Raw genomic sequence first — 17811 nt, 5'->3', positions numbered from 1 at the left:
TTCATGCGCAATTCCAATGCGTTACAAAGGGCAATTGGATCGGGTGCAAAACTTGGCACTCGAATGCGGCGATGCACAATTAGCCTTGTGCATAGCTTGGCAGGGTCCCGTAAATCATATAGCTAAACCGGGACGGTCATCCAAGGCGTCGGACAAGCGCCGGGACGCCTGCATTTGTGGAAGGACATGCCATGGCAGATAAGAACGCAAAACTAACAATGGACGGAAACGAGGTCGAACTTCCGATCAAGGTCGGAACGATCGGTCCAAAGGTTGTTGATATCGGGGCGCTGTACAAGCAGACCGGTGCGTTCACCTACGATCCTGGCTTCACCTCCACCGCATCCTGCGAATCCAAGATTACTTTCATCGATGGCGATGAAGGCGTGCTGCTGCACCGCGGCTACCCGATCGAGCAACTGGCCGAACATGGCGACTTTCTCGAAGTCTGCTACCTGCTGCTTTATGGTGAACTGCCCACAGCCACCCAAAAGGCAGATTTCGACTATCGCGTGACCCGCCACACCATGGTGCATGAGCAGATGAGCCGGTTCTTCACCGGGTTCCGTCGCGATGCTCACCCGATGGCCGTGATGTGCGGTTGCGTTGGTGCACTCTCAGCGTTCTATCATGATTCAACCGACATCACCGACCCGCATCAGCGCATGGTCGCCTCGATGCGGATGATCGCCAAGATGCCGACACTGGCGGCAATGGCCTACAAATATCATATCGGCCAGCCGTTCGTTTACCCGACCAACAATCTCGACTATGCGTCGAACTTCCTGCGGATGTGCTTTGCCGTGCCGTGCGAGGATTATGAGGTCAATCCGGTGCTGGCCCGTGCCATGGACCGGATCTTCATCCTGCATGCCGACCACGAGCAGAATGCATCGACATCGACCGTGCGTCTTGCCGGTTCGTCGGGCGCCAATCCGTTTGCCTGCATCGCCGCCGGCATCGCCTGCCTGTGGGGCCCCGCTCATGGCGGCGCCAACGAAGCGGCGCTGACCATGCTGGCTGAAATCGGCACTGTCGACAAGATCCCCGAATACGTTGCCCGCGCCAAGGACAAGGACGATCCGTTCCGGCTGATGGGCTTTGGCCACCGGGTCTACAAGAACTACGATCCGCGCGCCAAGATCATGCAGAAGACCTGCCATGAAGTGCTCGGCGAGCTCGGCATCAAGGACGATCCGATGCTGGAAGTGGCGATGGAACTGGAGCGAATCGCGCTCACCGACAGCTACTTCATCGAAAAGAAGCTCTACCCGAACATCGATTTCTATTCGGGCATCACGCTGAAGGCGCTTGGCTTCCCGACCACCATGTTTACGGTGCTGTTCGCTCTTGCCCGCACAGTCGGCTGGATCGCCCAGTGGAGCGAAATGATCGAGGATCCGGGTCAGCGTATCGGTCGTCCGCGCCAGCTCTATACCGGCGAAGCCTCACGCGATTATGTGCCGGTGTCAAAGCGCTAAGATCGCCAACACATGGCATCACCAAACCAAAAAAGGCGCCCTCTGGCGCCTTTTTTGATTCGATTGGTTTGTAACTTCACCGGTGCAGTTGTCATCGTCGCGACAGAAAACCCTGTCAGCGGCCAATCACCGACAGCAACGTTCTGGCGGCCCGCACGGAAGCCGGTTCGGGGGTCTGCATGCGCGCCCAGACAAGATCGAAATCCGCCAGCATCGCTGCACGATGCAACGTCTGGCGCGCCAACTGATCGGCCTCGCGCGCCAACCGCTCATGCTGCACATGCTTGTCGTAGTATTCCGAGACGACCACATGGCCGGCAATCATGTTGGGCAACGCTCCGGTCCAGGCAGTGATCATGCTCATGACCAGTCGGGCAATCGGGTCAAGCTTGTAGGACGACATGTGCGGCACGCCGGCAAGCGCCAGTTCGAGCAACACGGTTCCTGAGGCGGCAATTGCCACATCGGCACGCGCGAACGCCTCCCATTTCGCCACGTCGCCTGTAACCACCCGGCAATCGACATCCCAGTCGAGCACCTTGTCGCGAATGTCGCGCTCGACCTGCTCACCGGCCACCAGAACGAATGTCATGTCCGGGTTGAGCTGGGAAAGCCGCTTCGCGGCGGCGCCAAACACGTCGCCGAGGCGGGCTATTTCGCTGCGCCGCGAGCCGGGCAGAATCAGGCACATCGGCGGGCTGTCCGTGGTTTCCGATTGCCGCCGAGCAAGCTGTGCCTGGCGGGCGGCGATCAGCCCCGGATCGCTTGTCAGCCTGTGTCCGACATAGGTCAATGGCGGTCCACCCAGTTCCCTGACGATATCGGCTTCAAACGGAAAGATTGACAGCACGTGATCGACATAGGCGCGCATCGCCGGCGCCCGCTCGGGCTTCCAGGCCCACACCGTGGGGCAGACATAATTGACAATCTCGAGATCCGGCAACGCCTTGCGGACCTTGCGCGCAACGCGGTGACTGAAATCCGGACTGTCGATGATGAGCAGGCAATCCGGTTTGGCGGCGATGATGGCATCGGCGGTCTGCCCGATCCGCCGGATCAGCTTTGGCAGCTTTCCAATCACGGCGGATATGCCGATGATCGACAATTCGCTATAGTCAAACAGCGAGGTCAGGCCTTCAGCGATCAAGCGCTCCCCGCCAACCCCTACAAGATCGGGTTGCGAGCCGGTTTCAACGGCAAGCGCGCGGACCAGATCGGCGCCAAGCATATCGCCGGAGGGCTCGCCCGCGACGACTGCAATTTTGAGCGCGGTCATCGCTTGCCTCTTTCATCGTCAGGTCCGAGACCGGTGACGAACACTCCCAGCCGGTTTGCCAACGTCACTACCAATTCGCGCTCAAGCACCAGCGTGCGCCCCGCCTCGACGGCGATGCCGGAAAGGCCGGCAGCGTGGGCGTTGGTGACCGTATCAGGACCAATCGATGGAAGGTCGGCGCGTTCATCCTGCTCTGGCTTGCACATCTTGACCAGCACGCCGCCCCGGCCGCGCGGCAACCTGCCCGCAGCACGCAAGGCCGCCACCCGTTCGAGCATCAGATCGGTTCCTTCAAGCCCCTCGAGTGCAATCACACGGCCGCCGACCGACACCGCTCCCTGCCCGACATCAAGCTGGCCCAGCGCCAGCGCGGCTTGCTCGGCAGCGGCGATGTCTGCCTGGTCGGATGGCCTGGGCTCAAGCTTTCCCAATGGACCGATCTGGCTCAGCAATCCCGGCGCCACCGTTTGGGCGCCGACCACCTGCACACCTTGTTTTTCGAGAAGCCCAATGGCCGCACGCAATATCTGGTCATCGCCCCCTGACAAAAGCGTCCGCAACAAGGACGGCGCGGCCGCCAACGACGACCAGGTCGGACGGATGTCACGGAACCGAGGGCGCCGATCGATGCCGCCGGCCAGCATCAGCGTACCGATCTTCTCGCGCCGGATAAGCGCCGACAAGCCGGCAACATCGCCGATACCCAGGACACAATGGTCAAAACCGGACCAATCCTGATCGGCCTCGCCTTCGATGGCGACTATATAGGGATTATGGCCCATATCGCGGGCCGACGATGAAACAAGGACGGGGAAACAGCCTCTGCCAGCCAGGATTCCCAACCGCGGTTTGATCAACGGCACGGTAGCCGCAGCGACCATGGTATTCAGCCCCGCTGGCCCCGAGCCGGTGATGACAATGCGCGCTCGCTTTCAGCATCGATGAACGCGATGATATCGGCCACGGCGGCGTTGTTGTCGGTCTGCTCTCGCACCCGGGTGATGTTCTCACGAATAGGCGTATTGGAATCAAAAATGGTCTTGTAGGCCCGCCGCACGGCGTGGATGGCCTTGCGGTCGAAACCGGCTCGCTGCATGCCGATGATGTTGAGCCCCATCAGCACGCCGGGATTGCCATTGAGCATGCCATAAGGAATGACGTCGTTGCTGACTGCGGCCAACCCGCCGATGAAGGCGTTATGGCCAACCCGCGTGAACTGGTGCACGGCGGCGCCGCCGCCCATGATCACCCGATCACCGATCGTGACATGGCCCGCAAGCATCACATTGTTGGACAAAATAACATGGTCGCCGACGTGGCAGTCATGGGCCACGTGGGAATAGGCGAGAAACAACGAGTTGTCGCCAATCGTCGTCTTGCCACCGAAATCCGGCATGCCGGGATGCATTGTAACACCTTCCCGGATGGTACAGGAATTGCCGATGACGAGTTCGGTGTCCTCGCCCTTGTAATGGATGTTCTGCGGCGCGCAGCCAAGAACAGCATTGGGAAATACCACCGAGTTGTCACCAATTGTGGTGCTGCCGAGAATGACGACATGGCTCATGATCTGGACGTTGTCGCCCAGCCTGACCTTGGGGCCAATGTGACAAAACGGACCGATCTCGACATCGCGGCCGAGCTGAGCGCCGTCTTCGACGATCGACGAGGGATGGATGCGGGCCGGATGCAGGGCGGCAGGCACTGGCGTTATCATTCGGACTCGCTTTCTCCGGGAGCCAGCATGGCTCCGATATCAGCTTCAGCGGCCTTGTGGCCATCAACCATCGCATCGCAATGGAAACGCCAGATATTGCCGCGCTGCTTGATCTTGGTGACGTGATATTCCAGCCGGTCACCGGGCACAACCGGCTTGCGGAACTTGGCGTTGTCGATGGTCATGAAATAGACCAGATTCTTGCCGCTGCCCGTCGCCTTGGCACAGATCGCGCCAGCAGTCTGTGCCATGCCTTCGACAATCAATACTCCCGGCATGATCGGATTGCCGGGGAAGTGGCCGGTAAAATGCGGCTCGCTGGCGGTGACGTTCTTGATGCCAATGGCCGAATTGTCGGCATCGATGTCAATGATCCGGTCAACAAGCAAAAACGGGTAACGGTGCGGCAATAGCCGCATGATTTCCTGAATATCGGCAGTTTCGAGGGTTTTCGTCGCGGCCTGCATCATTGATCCTCTCCGCTTTTCCTAAAATCCGCCTTGCCAAAGGCGCGGGCATTGGCTTCGGCTGCATCGCGCAAAAATCCGCGCATCGGACGCGCCGGTTGGCCGCCCCAACGCGCGCCTGCGGGCACGTCGCTCGCCACGCCGCTCATCGCGGCAAGCTGAGCGCCATCCCCGATTGTCAGATGCCCGGCAATTCCAGCGGCGCCACCGATCATGACGCCGTTTCCAATCGTCGTGCTGCCGGCAACAGCTACCTTGGCTACCAGCACGCAATGACGCCCTATCCGGACATTGTGGCCAATCTGGACCTGATTGTCGATTTTGGTCCCCTCACCGATCACGGTATCGTCAAGTGCGCCCCGATCGATCGTGGTGTTGGCGCCGATTTCGACGTGGTCCTGGAGGATCACACGGCCAATCTGCGGCAACTTGACCAGTCCCCGCGGACCGGGCGCGTAGCCGAACCCGTCCTGGCCGATGCGTGCTCCGGGGTGAATGATGACATTGTTGCCAATCAGCGTGTGCTGGACCGTGACGCCATGGGCAATGTGGCAATCGCGCCCGATCCGGCACTCCGGACCGATGGCGACCCCAGCAGCAATGATAGAACCGCGGCCAATCTCGACACCGGCGCCGATAATCGCACCAGCCTCAACCACGACGTCATCCTCAAGCCGGGCGGACGGATCAATGATGGCGCCCGGTGCGACGTCAAGCTCGCGGCTCAGACGCGACGGCGTCATCGCTGCGGGCACCAAAGCTGCTCCGGCGAGCGCAAAGGCGGTTTGCGGTGCTGCTGCGATCAACGCGGCAACGCCGACCGGCACTTCATTTACAAATCGGGGGGGAACGAAGACTGCACCTGCGCGAGATTCGCGTAATTGCGGCAACGACTTGCGCGAAGTCACGAACGTAATTTCGTTACTTCCTGCACGCGAAACCGGAGCGAGCCCGGTGACGCAGCGACCAGCAAATGCCGGATCAGCAAGTTCCGCGCCGCAAAGACCTGCGAGGTCTGAAAGCGAGATGCCTTCATGCGGGGGGAAAAAACGGGTTGTGTCCATAAAGAGACCGATTGCGAAGACCGGGTGGCATTGCTGCCACCCGTGTCAAATCAGAAGCGCGTGGAGGCGCCAAAGCCGAACGTCTTGAGGTCGTCGTAGCTTTCCTTGACCACTGGCTCGGCATAATAGACGCGCAGCGGACCGAAGGGCGAAGCCCAGGTGATGCCAACACCCACGGAAGCGCGCCAATCCATGTTGTTTCCAACCAGGGTCTGTCCGCCAAAATCAGCGGCCGCAATGTCATTGCCGTAGAGCGTCGCCGCATCGGCGAAGACATTGAAGCGCAGGCCGAGATCACGCGAAACCAGCGGCATCGGAGCCGAGGCTTCGATTGTGCCGTTGAAATAGGTAGTGCCGCCAGCGGCGCCCACGTAATTGGTCCCGTTGAAGACGCGCGGGCCGATACCACGGGTATCGAAACCACGGATGGTTTCCTGTCCGAGGAACAGGTGGTCGAACACATCCAGATTGGTACTGCCCGTCGACGTGACGTGACCTGCGCCCGCCGACACCTGACCAATCACGTCGCCAGCTTCGGAGAGCATGTGGAAGTAACTCGCCTTGGCAGTGGACTTGATGTAGTCGGAATCAGCGCCGAAGCCGGCATATTCCTGAGTAAGGCGGGCCGAAATGCCTTCGCGCGGCAGGGTGCTGTCATCCAGCGTGCTGTAAGACAGCGTGTAGGACAGAGCTGCGGTATCGTGGCCACCATTTGCCACGGTACGATTGACGACGGCGAGTTCCGGGTTGGAAATCACCGAGGCGGCCGTGAAGTCGTTGTATTTGGTCTGGGTATATTTGAACGCCGTCGACAAATAGAGGTCTTCGGTGATCGGCGCGCCGACGCGCAGATTGATGCCCTGCTTTTCTTCCTCAAAGCCGGTGTAGCTCGAGTCAGTGGTCTTGAAGATATCGAAGCCGGCTGCGAGGCGGTAGCCAAGGAAGTAGGGCTCCGTGAAGGACAGGCTGTATTCGCGCGAGTCCTCACCACCGCCAACCGAACCGCGGATGAACTGGCCACGACCAAGGAAGTTACGCTCGGTGATATCAACGGTGGCGGTGAAGCCGTCATTGTTGGAATAGCCGCCGCCGACACCAAATTCGCCGGTGGCCTGATCCTTGACATCAACGATCAGAATCACGCGGTCAGGCTGCGAGCCCGGCTGTGTGGAAATGTCGACCGAGGAGAAGAACTTCAGGTCTTCGAGACGCTTCTTGGCGCGACGGACCAGAACCTGGTTGAAGGCATCGCCTTCAGAAAGGTCGAATTCGCGACGGATCACGTAGTCACGAGTCCGGCTGTTGCCGCGGATCTCGATCCGCTCGACATAGGCCCGGGTACCTTCATCAACCAGATAGACCACCGAGATGGTGCGGTTGTTGAAATCGCGATCACCGCGCGGGGTGATCTGAGCGAAGGGATACCCCTGAGTGGCGACGCGGTCGGAGATCGCCAGGATCGTGTCCTCGACGTCCTTAGCGCTGTAGACCGACCCGGAACGGGTTTCGATCAGGCCCTTGAGCGATTCGCTATCAATGCCGTCAACCGTGCTTTCGATGCTGACATCGCCGAACACATAACGTTCGCCCTCTTCCACCGTGATGGAGACGACATATTCATTGCTGGACTCATCAAGTTCAGCGAACGACGAGATGACCCGGAAATCGGCGTAGCCGCGGTTGTAGTAGAACCGGCGCAGCAATTCCTCATCGGCCCGCAGCTTGTTTTCGTCGTAGACGTCCTTGCGGGTCAGGAACGACAGCATGCCCGAGCGTTTGGTGGTGATGACGTCGGCAAGACGTCCGTCGCCAAATGCCTGGTTGCCGACAAAATTGATCGCGGAAATCTTGGTGCGGTCACCCTCGTTGATCTCGAAAGCGAGATTGACGCGGCCACCGTCGACCGGGACCAGACGGGTGGTCACAGTCGCGTCGCTGCGACCAATGGCCGAATAGGCGTCACGAATGGACTGAACGTCAGCTTCCAGGATGGCGTCGTTATAGGCACCGAGCTGGCGGCTCTGGACGACCTGCTTGAGGGCGGCATCCTTGAGCTTCTTGTTGCCGTTGAAAACAACCTGGTTGATGATCTGATTTTCATCGACGGCGATAATCAGGGTCGATCCTGAAACGCTGATGCGCACATCAGAAAACAGACCGGTGGCAAACAGCCGCTTTACCGATTCGTCAATGTCGTTGTTGTCAAACCTTGAACCCGGGCTGATCGTCAGGTTGCCACGGACCGTGGATGCGTCAACTCGGGAATTGCCGCGAACATCGATGCGGCTGACAACCGCTGCTTCCGCTACCGTAACACCGGCAAGCGTCGCAACGCCCGCGCCTGTCACAATGATCCCCGCACTCAGCGCAACCGCAGAGACAGCGTTCAACAGATTTGAACCGGTTTTCATTGATCTACTTACCTTTTTTACTCGAATGCCCCAAACGGAGCACGCATCGTGAGTCATGACTGGCGCCCGTTTTACCCGCTTTTCATACACAAGCAAGGGACGGAGTTAATTTCTGTTTACTTCGCCGACACTCGTGGCGATTTGGCCACGTCTCAGCACTTTCAAGGTTAACAACCCGTTAGCACGGGTCACCCCCTCATATCAACCAATCAACATCGACACATCGTTCCAGGTTGCAAACAACATCAGCGCCAGAACGAGGGTCAGCCCGAGGCGATAGGCCCATTCCTGGGCCATCTCGCCGGCTGGACGACCGCGCACCGCCTCGATTGCGTAGAACACCAGATGACCGCCATCAAGCATCGGGATCGGCATCAGGTTGAGCAGGCCGATCGAAACCGACAACACGGCGGCAAGCTGGATCAGCGCGGCAATGCCGAGGGTCGACATGTCCTTGGAGTATTTTGCAACCCGAATCGGGCCGCCCAGCTGATCGGCCTTTTCGCGGCCGGTGATGATATTGCCGATATAGCCGACGGTGCGGGTGACGATGTACCAGCTTTGCGCAGCGCCCTCGCCTACCGCCTCAATCGGTCCGTACTCGCGGACCCGGAAATTGCCGGCATCATTGTTGGTGATCACGCCGATGCGGCCGACTTCCATCTTGTTGCCGAAATTGTCGGAGATCTCGGTGCGGACCGGCGTCAAGGTGAGATCAACGCTTTCACCTTGACGATCCATGGTGATGGTGATCGGCACGCCCGGGCGGACGCTGACATAACGCTGGACGTCATCGAATATATCGACGGCAACACCGTCAATTGCCACAAACCGGTCGCCCGGCAGAACCCCTGCGGCTTCGGCGGCACTCGCGGGCTGAACCTGGGCCACCACCGGATCGGCAACCAACCGACCATTGATGCCGAAGCTGACAGCGAAGATTGCGATAGCCAGAATGAAGTTGGCAACCGGGCCGGCGGCAACCGTGGCCGCGCGCCGCCACAAGGCAGCGGTGGGAAACGCGTGCGCACGCTCGTCGGTGCTCAGTTCCGGGGCATCTGAGCCGCTGGGCAGGCTGGTGGCATTCTCGTCGCCCAAAAACTTGACGTAGCCGCCGAGCGGAATCAACGACAGCTTCCAGCGGGTGCCGTGCTTGTCGGTGCGGCCGACAAGTTCGGGTCCGAAGCCGATGGAGAAAGTCTCGGCCTTGATGCCGCACCAGCGGCCGACCAGATAGTGCCCCAACTCGTGAAAGAACACGACAATCGTCAGCACCAGCAGAAACGGCGGCAGGGCGCTGAGGATGTTTCCAACCGATGAGGTCAGGAATTCCATGGGATTCGAATCCTTTCAGGACGCGGACGGGGCCGCGCCGGTATTGTTCCGCATGGCGCGGCTTGATGAGGCTGCACTATAGACCCAGCAACCTTGCCGCAAGCTCGTCAGCCACGCCGGCACGATCAGCCAGCGGTAGCAGATTGCCGATCAAAAAGGCCGCGAATGCGGCAAAGACAAGGCCATCGACCCGATCCATGACGCCACCATGGCCTGGGATGAGTTGACTGGAATCCTTGGCGCCGAAGCGCCGCTTGACCCATGATTCGAACAGGTCGCCCGCTTCCGAGGCCACCGCCAGCGCCAATGCCACCAGTGGAATCATCCAGCCGCCGCCCTGGCGCACCGCCATGGCGACACCGATCCCGGCAGCCATCCCGGCGGCGGCGCCAAAGATTGCACCCGACCAGGTTTTGCCCGGCGATATGCGCGGCGCCAGTTTGGGTCCGCCGAGCGCACGGCCGCAGAAATAGGCGAGAATATCGGTGGCCCAGACGATGGCGAACACGAACAGCATGGCAAACAGGCCGAACAGGCCCTCGCCGCGGATTTCGGCCAGCGCCAGCCCGGAAAGTCCGGCGTAAACCACAGCAGTCGCCGACCATAGCCCGGCACCGCGCTTGAGCCCCGCAAAGGCAGAACCGGCGGCGCCGATGACAATCGCCGCCAGCGCCATCGACGGCAACAAGACAAAGATAAACAAGGCGGTAGCGAGAATCGCCAGCCAGCCAATTCCATTGGCGAGCGGCGCCTTGACCGGCGCATTGACCATGGTCGAGAATTCATAATGGACCAGCACCATGATGATTACCGCAAGCGCCCGGAACCAGATGCCGCCGGCCCATGTTGCCGTCAGCACCAGTAGCGCAAGAATCACGCCGGAAATGATGCGGAGACGCAATTCAGACGACATCAGGAGCCCACCGCGAGATCAGGCGTGGAGACGGTGCCGAAGCGGCGGTCCCTGTGCGCATATTCATCAAGCGCATCATGAAAGGCCTTGCGGTCGAAATCCGGCCACAGGCAGGGGATGAACACCAGTTCCGAATAGGCAGCCTGCCACAAAAGGAAATTGGACAGCCGCTGCTCGCCGCTGGTGCGAATCACCAGATCCGGATCGGGAATGCCAGCGGTGTCGACAGAGGCCGACACGGTATGCTCATCAATCGCCGATGGATCGAGGGTTCCCGTGCGGACGGCTTCCGCGATATCCCGCACAGCGCGCACAAGTTCGTCTCGGGCACCGTAATTGAAGGCAATAACCAGGGTCACGCCGGTATTGTCGCGGGTGCGTTCCTCGGCCTCGTCGAGCAGTTTGCGGATATCGGACTGGACGTTCTCCCGGCAGCCGATCACCCGGACGCGAACATTCTCGCGGTGCAGTTCGGCCAAATCCTTGTGGATAAAGAAGCGCAGGATGCCCATCAGGTCGGAAACCTCCTGCTTCGGGCGGTTCCAGTTCTCTGAGGAAAAGGCAAACAGCGTCAGAAATTCGATCTTGGCCTCGTGTGCAGTGCGAACCGCCTCGCGGACACGCTCGACGCCGGCGCGATGGCCGGCGGTGCGCGGCAATCCGCGCGCGTTTGCCCAGCGGCCGTTGCCATCCATTATGATGGCAACATGCCTCGGGGTCTTTGCTGCTCGATCGGATTGCATTGTTTCGGCCTTTAATCGACTTGTAACGCGAGTCACGCCTAAACCTGCATGATTTCCTTTTCTTTATCGACCAGCAAGCGATCTATCTCGTTGATCGTCTCATCCGTCAGTTTTTGCACGAGGTCGGAATCGCGACGGCTGTCATCCTGGCTGATGTCGCCGTCCTTTTCCGCCTTCTTGAGCGAGTCCATGCCATCTCGGCGGACATTGCGAATGGCGACGCGAGCATTCTCGGCATAGGTGTGGGACACCTTGACGAGATGCTTGCGGCGCTCTTCGTTCAGCTCGGGCAGCGGAATGCGCAGATTGGTGCCGTCAACGATCGGGTTGAGACCGAGATTGGCTTCGCGGATACCACGGTCAACCGCGCCGACCATCTGCTTGTCCCAGACCGAGACACCGAGCATCCGTGCTTCGGGCACAGTGACGTTGGCGACCTGGTTGAGCGGCACGCGCGAACCGTATGCTTCGACCATCACCGGATCGAGAACATTGGCCGAGGCCCGGCCAGTGCGCAACGAGGCAATGTCGCTCTTGAACGCGGCAATTGCCCCCTCCATGCGGCGTTTAAGTTCCTTCATGTCAGCGCCTTCACTCATCGCTAGTCCTTCCTGCAGTCGATGCTGCTGTGTTTACACGGAGCGCGGGATACGCGGCTCACGCTTCAATGATCGCGAACGATGGTCGCCCGCCCTCCGCCAGTCATGATCTTGGCAAAGGCGCCGGCCTCGTGGATTGAGAAAACCACGATCGGAATGCGGTTCTCGCGCGCCAGGGCGACCGCGGCAACGTCCATCACCGCGAGGCCCTTGTTGAGCACCTCATCGTGGGTCAGTGTGTCAAAACGGGTGGCATCCGGGACCTTCTTGGGATCTGCCGAATAGATGCCATCGACCTGGGTGCCCTTGAGAATGGCCTCGGCGCCCATTTCGGCGGCCCGCAGGGCTGCGGCAGAATCGGTGGTGAAGAACGGATTGCCGGTGCCGCCGGCAAAGATCACAACGCGGCCCTTCTGCAGATGATGCAGCGCCGCACGCTGGGAAAAGCTCTGGCAGATTTCCGGCATCGAGATAGCCGAGAGCACCTCGGTGTCGATGCCGAGCTTGCGCAGCGATGTTGCCAGCGCCAGTGCGTTGATGACGGTCGCCAGCATGCCCATGTGGTCGCCGGTGACCCGATCGCCGCCCTTGGAGGCGACAGCGACGCCGCGGAAGATGTTGCCGCCGCCAACCACGACACCAACCTCGACGCCCATGGCGCGAACCTCGGCGATGTCGTCGGCGATCCTGTCGACCACGGCGACGTCAATTCCAAATCCCTGCTCGCCCATGAGGGCCTCGCCGGAAGCTTTAAGAAGGACGCGTTTGAACAGGGGCTTGGGTGTCATGGAATAGTCCGAATTTCTGTGTCAGGCCCGGATACACGAAGGGCATCGCGTTGTCACGCGATGCCCCAGCGGTTTTTTCCACAATGGGTGTGGATCAGCTCTTGGCGGCTGCAGCCACTTCGGCTGCGAAGTCGCTTTCTTCCTTCTCAATGCCTTCGCCCAGCTGGAAGCGGACGAAGCCTGCGATTTCGACAGGTGCACCGGCGTCGGCTTCAGCAGCCTTGACGGCTTCGGCAACGGTCTGGTCGGGGTTGATGACAAAAGCCTGGGACATCAGCGCAACTTCCTCGAAGAACTTGCGCATACGGCCTTCAACCATCTTTTCAATGATGTTGTCCGGCTTGCCCGATTCGCGCGCCTGCTCGATGAAAACGGAGCGTTCGCGGTCGGCGATGTCCTTGTCGACATCGTCAGAGGTCAGGGCCAGCGGATTGGTTGCGGCAATGTGCATGGCGACCTGCCGGCCGATTGTCGCCAGCGCTTCGGGCTTGCCGGTCGAACGGACAGCAACAAGCACGCCCAATTTGCCGAGGCCATCGGCGACGGCGTTGTGGACGTAGGTCGAAACCACGCCATTGTCGACCGACAGCTTGGCCGAGCGACGGAAGCTCATGTTCTCGCCAATATGGGCAATGGCATCCTTGACGGTGTCGACGACCGACTTGCCGGTCGAGGGCACTGTCGCGGCGCTGACTGCGTCGGCGCTGCCATCGGTGGTCAATGCGACGTTGGCGATTGAACGTGCCAGATCCTGGAAGCCATCGTTACGGGCAACAAAATCGGTTTCCGAATTGAGTTCGACGACAATCGCGGAAGTGCCCTCGGATGCAACGGCGATCAGTCCTTCGGCGGCGGTGCGGCCGGATTTCTTGTCGGCCTTGGCAATGCCCTTGGCGCGCAGCCAGTCGACGGCGGCTTCCATGTCGCCATTGGTTTCGGCCAATGCCTTCTTGCAGTCCATCATGCCGGCGCCGGTCTTGTCGCGCAGCTCTTTTACCATTGCAGCGGTAATGCTCATCTTAGCCTCTTCATTCTAGATTGGCGCCCGGTCCGGCCAGAATGGATCACGGAAGCGGTAAACGCCCGACAGCATGTCAACCATGCCAATAAAACATGACAGCCCGGCAAAGCACTGTGGCTTGGCCGGGCCGGTTTTGTCCGAAACCCGGAATCAGGCCTTTGCGGCTTCTTCTGCAGGCGCAGCTTCGGCCGGTGCGGCTTCCACAGGTGCAGCAGCTTCGACAGCGGCAGCTTCAGGGGCTGCAACTTCAGGAGCAGCTTCAAGCGCCGGCTCGACAGGAGCTTCCATGGCGCCGAGATCAACACCGGATGCACCCTGCTGACGGGCAATACCGTCGATGCAGGCGCGGCTGATCAGATCGCAATAGAGCGAAATGGCGCGCGAAGCGTCGTCGTTGCCCGGGATCGGATAATCGACAACGTCGGGATCGCAGTTGGAATCGATGATCGCAACAACCGGAATGCCAAGACGCTTGGCTTCCTGGATGGCGATGCCTTCCTTGTTGGTGTCGATGACGAACATCAGGTCGGGGGTGCCGCCCATGTCGCGAATGCCGCCCAAAGCGCGGTTGAGCTTTTCACGCTCGCGCTCAAGGTTGAGGCGTTCCTTCTTAGTGAAGCCCGAAGCTTCCTGTGCAAGGATCTCGTCAAGCTTGCGCAGACGCTGGATCGAGTGCGAAATGGTCTTCCAGTTGGTCAGCATGCCGCCGAGCCAACGGGCGTTGACGTAATACTGAGCCGAACGCGATGCCGCGTCGGCAACGATTTCGGAAGCCTGGCGCTTGGTGCCAACGAACAGCACGCGACCGCCCTTGGAGACCGTGTCGGAGACCAGCTTGAGGGCCTGCGACATCAGCGGCACAGTTTGGCCGAGATCGAGAATGTGAAGATTGTTGCGCGCACCAAAAATGTACGGCTTCATCTTCGGGTTCCAGCGGTGAGTCTGGTGACCGAAGTGAACGCCTGCTTCTAGCAGCTGGCGCATTGAAAATTCTGGCAATGCCATGCCTAGTACTCCTGTTTCCGGTTGAACCTCCGCAGGGCGTGAGCGCAAAGCGCCACCGGCGGACCGATCCGGATTTCTCCCGAACCAACCCATGCCCCACGTGTGGAATAGGCGTCGCTTACAGACTATCAAAGGATTATGCAAGCGCGACGCGGCGTAAACGTGCGGGTTAAGACGCTGGTGCGCGGGAGCATCGGCGCGATTAGTACCGCGGAGTTGTGCTTGCCCGCGACCCGTTGTCCTGGGCTATCGATCCTGTAGAAACTGGCTTTCTGTCCTGTAAGGACGCAACGCGGGGTGTCCGGGATGTCCATCTCCGTCAACAAATTATGATGGTGGCGAGATGTGACGCCCTTGCTCTTTGCCGTCAGGAAGGGTTCTTGTCGAACCAATCGACGATTGCCGGCATGCTGCTTTCAAAGCCGCCCGGAATGAAGAAATTGAGCAGGCCGGCGCGCTGGTCGGTGCGGTTGCGGAAATCATGGATAACGGTGGCCGGGATCCTTATGAAGTCACCGGGGCCGAATTGCTGCCACTCTTCACCGATCAGGATGTCAGGCGCACCTTCAAGCACGTAGAACACCTCGTCATTGGCCTCGTGGCTGTGCGCGCCTACGCCTTCTGTCCCCGGCTCCATCCACCATTCCGAAACACAGTAGCGGCTATCCGTCTCGTCCTCGTCGGCCTTGAACAGCGCCGTCATCTTTCCAAGACTGTAAGAGCGGCCCTCGCCGCTCCTGAGAATAATTGCTTCCGCCACCGGCATGCCTCCGCTGCTGATCCAAGCAGCAAGGAAACACCATTTTGACAAGAGCTACAAACCCAAAGGCACAGCACAACCAGACTTTGCCTTCTCACCCGCAAGCTCGCTCAGAACAGGCCGTTGCCGTTTTCCGAGTGATCGCCAATCACTTGCAACACATCCCAATGCTCGACGATCTTGCCGTTGTCATCGAAGCGGAAGATGTCGATGCCTGCATAATCATCGCTGCCGGGCCAGACCTGGTGGCAATGCAGCACGACGAAATTGTCTTCGGCGACGGCACGTTTGAAATGGGTGCGTTTGCCGGGATACTCCCTCGCCATCCGTTCGAAATAGGCGATGAAGGCTTCCTTGCCGTCGGCGACATGGGGATTGTGCTGGATATAGTCGTCGCCGGCGAACTGCTCGATCGCCGCGCGCGGCTCGCACTTGTTGAACATCATGTCGTAAAATGCGATGGCGTTTGCTTGTTGCTCTCGAGTTCGGATGGCATGGCACTCTCCTGTTGCGGACATGTCGGCTGGGTTCAGAGCCGTGCTCAAACCTGTGGACTGAAAACCCCGGCTCAGGTCCGCAGACTAGGAGCCCCCCTACCCGTCATGCGGACACATCAACCGTCCATTGTTCGATGTCGTTGCGTTCGCCGATCAGCGCCAGCCCATGGGCGATCGAGATCAGTTCGCCGCCGGTCTCAATGCGGTCGGCGGCAAAACGCTCTGCAAAGATGTTTCGGACCGCGGGGACGAACGAGGTACCGCCGGTGAGAAAGACCTTGTCGACGGCGCCAGCAGCGGTGCCGGTCTTTTGCAGGACATCGTCGAGCGCTGCGGTGATGGCTGCCAAATCGACCTCGATCCAGGTTTCGAAATCCTGACGCCTCACGGTCTTGTGGCCGGACGCGCCTAGCGGCGAGAACTGGAATTCAGCTTCCTCTGCGCCCGACAGCGCCATCTTCGTTGCCGACACCGCCTGGTGCAGTTGATACCCCTCGTCATGCTCGATCAGATCGATGAACAGTTCGAGCTTGTCGGGTTCCACCGCCTGGCTGACCAGCGCCTTGAGGTCGGCATATTCCTTGGTGGTCTTGAAGATCGACAGCTGATTCCAGCGCGAGAAATTGCGGTAGTAGTTTCCCGGCACATCCAGTCTCTTGCCGAAACTCTTGAACTGGCTGCCTTTTCCGATCTCAGGCGCGACCAGATGATCGATCATTCGGGCATCGAACTGGTCGCCGGCCACACCTACTCCGGATTGACCGACGGGAATGGCGCTGACGCGACCGGCTTTGGTCTCGAACCGGATCAGCGAGAAATCGCTGGTGCCGCCGCCGAAATCTGCCACCAGCACGGTGGCATCGTGCTTCAGGTTTTGCGCAAAGTAAAAGGCCGCGGCCACCGGCTCGTAGACATAATGAAGCTCCGGAAAGCCCAACCGGCCGAGCGCTTCGCTGTAACGGCGCATGGCGAGATCAGCATCGGGATTGGCGCCGGCAAAATGCACCGGGCGGCCGGTGACGATACGGCTGACCGGCGATGGCCAGTTGTCACCCGCGTAATTTTCAAGTCGCTTGAGGAAGACCTCCATCAGGTCCTCGAACTGAAACCGGCGGGCATGCACCAGCGTGCCCTGAAACAAAGGGGACGCAGCGAAGGTCTTGATCGACTGCAGGAAACGGCACTCACCTGGATTGTCGATGAAGGCGCTGATGGCGGCGGAGCCAGCTTCCACCTGCAAGGCGCTGGCGCCAAGCTGCGGATCCTTGATGAAGGACAGCGCGGTGCGCATGGTGTCGCTGGAGCCGGCGGGGGAGTTGAACGGAATCGATTCCGTCTGCTCCCCCTGGGCCCGTTGCGCCAGTACCGTGTTTGTCGTGCCAAAATCGAGCCCAAGCGCATTCGCCACAGCTGATGCTCCATTCTGTCTTGCGGTTGATATGAGGTCGTGGCGCGCCGCGAAGCGGCCACCAAAGAGCGGGCCTGATGCCACAGGGCAGCAGCCCCGTCCACCCGTCTGCGGTTGCGGCTGCAATTTGATCAGACAAGAAAACAGGATCACGAAGATCCTTCGCGATCCCTTTGAACAGCGCCTATTCAGGGCTTGCAGAGCCTTGACGCAGCCCGTCATCTCACGACAACTGACACCCGCACGGCGCTGCCAGACCCGGCTTCAGAATACCGGCGCCGTGATCCGCGGGATCACTTCATGGGTGGGATTGGCTCGCCCCGTCC

The 17811-nt window shown here is 60.0% G+C and carries 17 protein-coding genes; 1 reads left to right on the top strand and 16 read right to left on the bottom strand.

Annotated features, from left to right (window positions below; translation table 11 throughout):
* Positions 1–191: 191 nt before the first annotated feature.
* Entirely contained in the window at positions 192–1481 is a 1290-nt protein-coding gene (gene gltA / locus ACK6D9_RS12870) for a citrate synthase (protein WP_322990737.1), read from the top strand.
* Positions 1482–1596: 115 nt separating this feature from the next.
* Here gltA and lpxB read toward each other — a convergent pair whose 3' ends face one another.
* From lpxB to ACK6D9_RS12790, 16 genes are all read right to left on the bottom strand, one after another.
* Positions 1597–2757 (bottom strand): lipid-A-disaccharide synthase, encoded by a 1161-nt coding sequence (lpxB, locus tag ACK6D9_RS12865; RefSeq protein WP_412048808.1) that lies wholly within the window; start codon positions 2755–2757, stop codon positions 1597–1599.
* Positions 2754–3638 (bottom strand): LpxI family protein, encoded by an 885-nt coding sequence (locus ACK6D9_RS12860; RefSeq protein WP_412048807.1) that lies wholly within the window; start codon positions 3636–3638, stop codon positions 2754–2756. The genes lpxB and ACK6D9_RS12860 overlap by 4 nt, the downstream gene beginning before the upstream one ends.
* Positions 3639–3643: 5 nt before the next feature.
* On the bottom strand, positions 3644–4462 hold the full coding sequence (gene lpxA / locus ACK6D9_RS12855; RefSeq protein ID WP_412051808.1) for an acyl-ACP--UDP-N-acetylglucosamine O-acyltransferase: 819 nt from the start codon (positions 4460–4462) through the stop codon (positions 3644–3646).
* 8 nt (positions 4463–4470) lie between these two features.
* On the bottom strand, positions 4471–4941 hold the full coding sequence (gene fabZ / locus ACK6D9_RS12850; RefSeq protein WP_412051807.1) for a 3-hydroxyacyl-ACP dehydratase FabZ: 471 nt from the start codon (positions 4939–4941) through the stop codon (positions 4471–4473).
* Positions 4941–6005, bottom strand: a complete 1065-nt coding sequence (gene lpxD, locus ACK6D9_RS12845) for a UDP-3-O-(3-hydroxymyristoyl)glucosamine N-acyltransferase (RefSeq protein WP_412048806.1) — start codon at positions 6003–6005, stop codon at positions 4941–4943. The genes fabZ and lpxD overlap by 1 nt, the downstream gene beginning before the upstream one ends.
* Positions 6006–6055: 50 nt before the next feature.
* On the bottom strand, positions 6056–8416 hold the full coding sequence (gene bamA, locus ACK6D9_RS12840) for an outer membrane protein assembly factor BamA (protein WP_412048805.1): 2361 nt from the start codon (positions 8414–8416) through the stop codon (positions 6056–6058).
* A 201-nt stretch (positions 8417–8617) separates the two neighbouring features.
* Complete coding sequence (rseP, locus tag ACK6D9_RS12835) at positions 8618–9751, bottom strand: RIP metalloprotease RseP (RefSeq protein ID WP_412048804.1); 1134 nt, start codon at positions 9749–9751, stop codon at positions 8618–8620.
* 76 nt (positions 9752–9827) lie between these two features.
* Entirely contained in the window at positions 9828–10664 is an 837-nt protein-coding gene (locus ACK6D9_RS12830) for a phosphatidate cytidylyltransferase (protein ID WP_322989790.1), read from the bottom strand.
* Positions 10664–11407: an isoprenyl transferase gene (locus ACK6D9_RS12825; RefSeq protein WP_412048803.1), complete on the bottom strand. Its 744-nt coding sequence runs from the start codon at positions 11405–11407 to the stop codon at positions 10664–10666. Before ACK6D9_RS12825 ends, ACK6D9_RS12830 begins: the two co-directional genes overlap by 1 nt.
* Positions 11408–11445: 38 nt before the next feature.
* The gene (gene frr, locus ACK6D9_RS12820; protein WP_322989792.1) at positions 11446–12006 is read right to left on the bottom strand and encodes a ribosome recycling factor; all 561 of its coding nucleotides are present in this window, start codon (positions 12004–12006) and stop codon (positions 11446–11448) included.
* A 65-nt stretch (positions 12007–12071) separates the two neighbouring features.
* Positions 12072–12794, bottom strand: a complete 723-nt coding sequence (pyrH, locus tag ACK6D9_RS12815) for a UMP kinase (protein WP_412048802.1) — start codon at positions 12792–12794, stop codon at positions 12072–12074.
* A gap of 94 nt (positions 12795–12888) precedes the next feature.
* Positions 12889–13812, bottom strand: coding sequence for a translation elongation factor Ts (gene tsf / locus ACK6D9_RS12810; protein WP_412048801.1), 924 nt, complete (start codon positions 13810–13812; stop codon positions 12889–12891).
* Positions 13813–13965: 153 nt separating this feature from the next.
* Entirely contained in the window at positions 13966–14820 is an 855-nt protein-coding gene (gene rpsB / locus ACK6D9_RS12805) for a 30S ribosomal protein S2 (RefSeq protein ID WP_412048800.1), read from the bottom strand.
* A 367-nt stretch (positions 14821–15187) separates the two neighbouring features.
* On the bottom strand, positions 15188–15580 hold the full coding sequence (locus ACK6D9_RS12800; protein ID WP_412048799.1) for a cupin domain-containing protein: 393 nt from the start codon (positions 15578–15580) through the stop codon (positions 15188–15190).
* 110 nt (positions 15581–15690) lie between these two features.
* Entirely contained in the window at positions 15691–16098 is a 408-nt protein-coding gene (locus ACK6D9_RS12795; protein WP_412048798.1) for a nuclear transport factor 2 family protein, read from the bottom strand.
* Positions 16099–16180: 82 nt separating this feature from the next.
* The gene (locus ACK6D9_RS12790; RefSeq protein WP_412048797.1) at positions 16181–17485 is read right to left on the bottom strand and encodes an Hsp70 family protein; all 1305 of its coding nucleotides are present in this window, start codon (positions 17483–17485) and stop codon (positions 16181–16183) included.
* Positions 17486–17811 lie beyond the last annotated feature (326 nt).

Source organism: Hoeflea sp. Naph1, from assembly GCF_046837775.1.
Classification (GTDB): Bacteria; Pseudomonadota; Alphaproteobacteria; order Rhizobiales; family Rhizobiaceae; genus Hoeflea.
The sequence above is the reverse complement of the archived record's forward strand: the minus strand, read 5'-3'. Positions and strand labels throughout refer to the sequence as shown.

Bases quoted from the DNA above. Each gene is read 5' to 3' on its own strand.
- rpsB (WP_412048800.1), bottom strand. From the start codon at position 14,820: ATGGCATTGCCAGAATTTTCAATGCGCCAGCTGCTAGAAGCAGGCGTT.
- ACK6D9_RS12830 (WP_322989790.1), bottom strand. From the start codon at position 10,664: ATGTCGTCTGAATTGCGTCTCCGCATCATTTCCGGCGTGATTCTTGCG.
- tsf (WP_412048801.1), bottom strand. From the start codon at position 13,812: ATGAGCATTACCGCTGCAATGGTAAAAGAGCTGCGCGACAAGACCGGC.
- lpxD (WP_412048806.1), bottom strand. From the start codon at position 6,005: ATGGACACAACCCGTTTTTTCCCCCCGCATGAAGGCATCTCGCTTTCA.
- bamA (WP_412048805.1), bottom strand. From the start codon at position 8,416: ATGAAAACCGGTTCAAATCTGTTGAACGCTGTCTCTGCGGTTGCGCTG.
- frr (WP_322989792.1), bottom strand. From the start codon at position 12,006: ATGAGTGAAGGCGCTGACATGAAGGAACTTAAACGCCGCATGGAGGGG.
- rseP (WP_412048804.1), bottom strand. From the start codon at position 9,751: ATGGAATTCCTGACCTCATCGGTTGGAAACATCCTCAGCGCCCTGCCG.
- ACK6D9_RS12860 (WP_412048807.1), bottom strand. From the start codon at position 3,638: ATGGTCGCTGCGGCTACCGTGCCGTTGATCAAACCGCGGTTGGGAATC.
- ACK6D9_RS12795 (WP_412048798.1), bottom strand. From the start codon at position 16,098: ATGTCCGCAACAGGAGAGTGCCATGCCATCCGAACTCGAGAGCAACAA.
- fabZ (WP_412051807.1), bottom strand. From the start codon at position 4,941: ATGCAGGCCGCGACGAAAACCCTCGAAACTGCCGATATTCAGGAAATC.
- lpxB (WP_412048808.1), bottom strand. From the start codon at position 2,757: ATGACCGCGCTCAAAATTGCAGTCGTCGCGGGCGAGCCCTCCGGCGAT.
- gltA (WP_322990737.1), top strand. From the start codon at position 192: ATGGCAGATAAGAACGCAAAACTAACAATGGACGGAAACGAGGTCGAA.
- pyrH (WP_412048802.1), bottom strand. From the start codon at position 12,794: ATGACACCCAAGCCCCTGTTCAAACGCGTCCTTCTTAAAGCTTCCGGC.
- ACK6D9_RS12825 (WP_412048803.1), bottom strand. From the start codon at position 11,407: ATGCAATCCGATCGAGCAGCAAAGACCCCGAGGCATGTTGCCATCATA.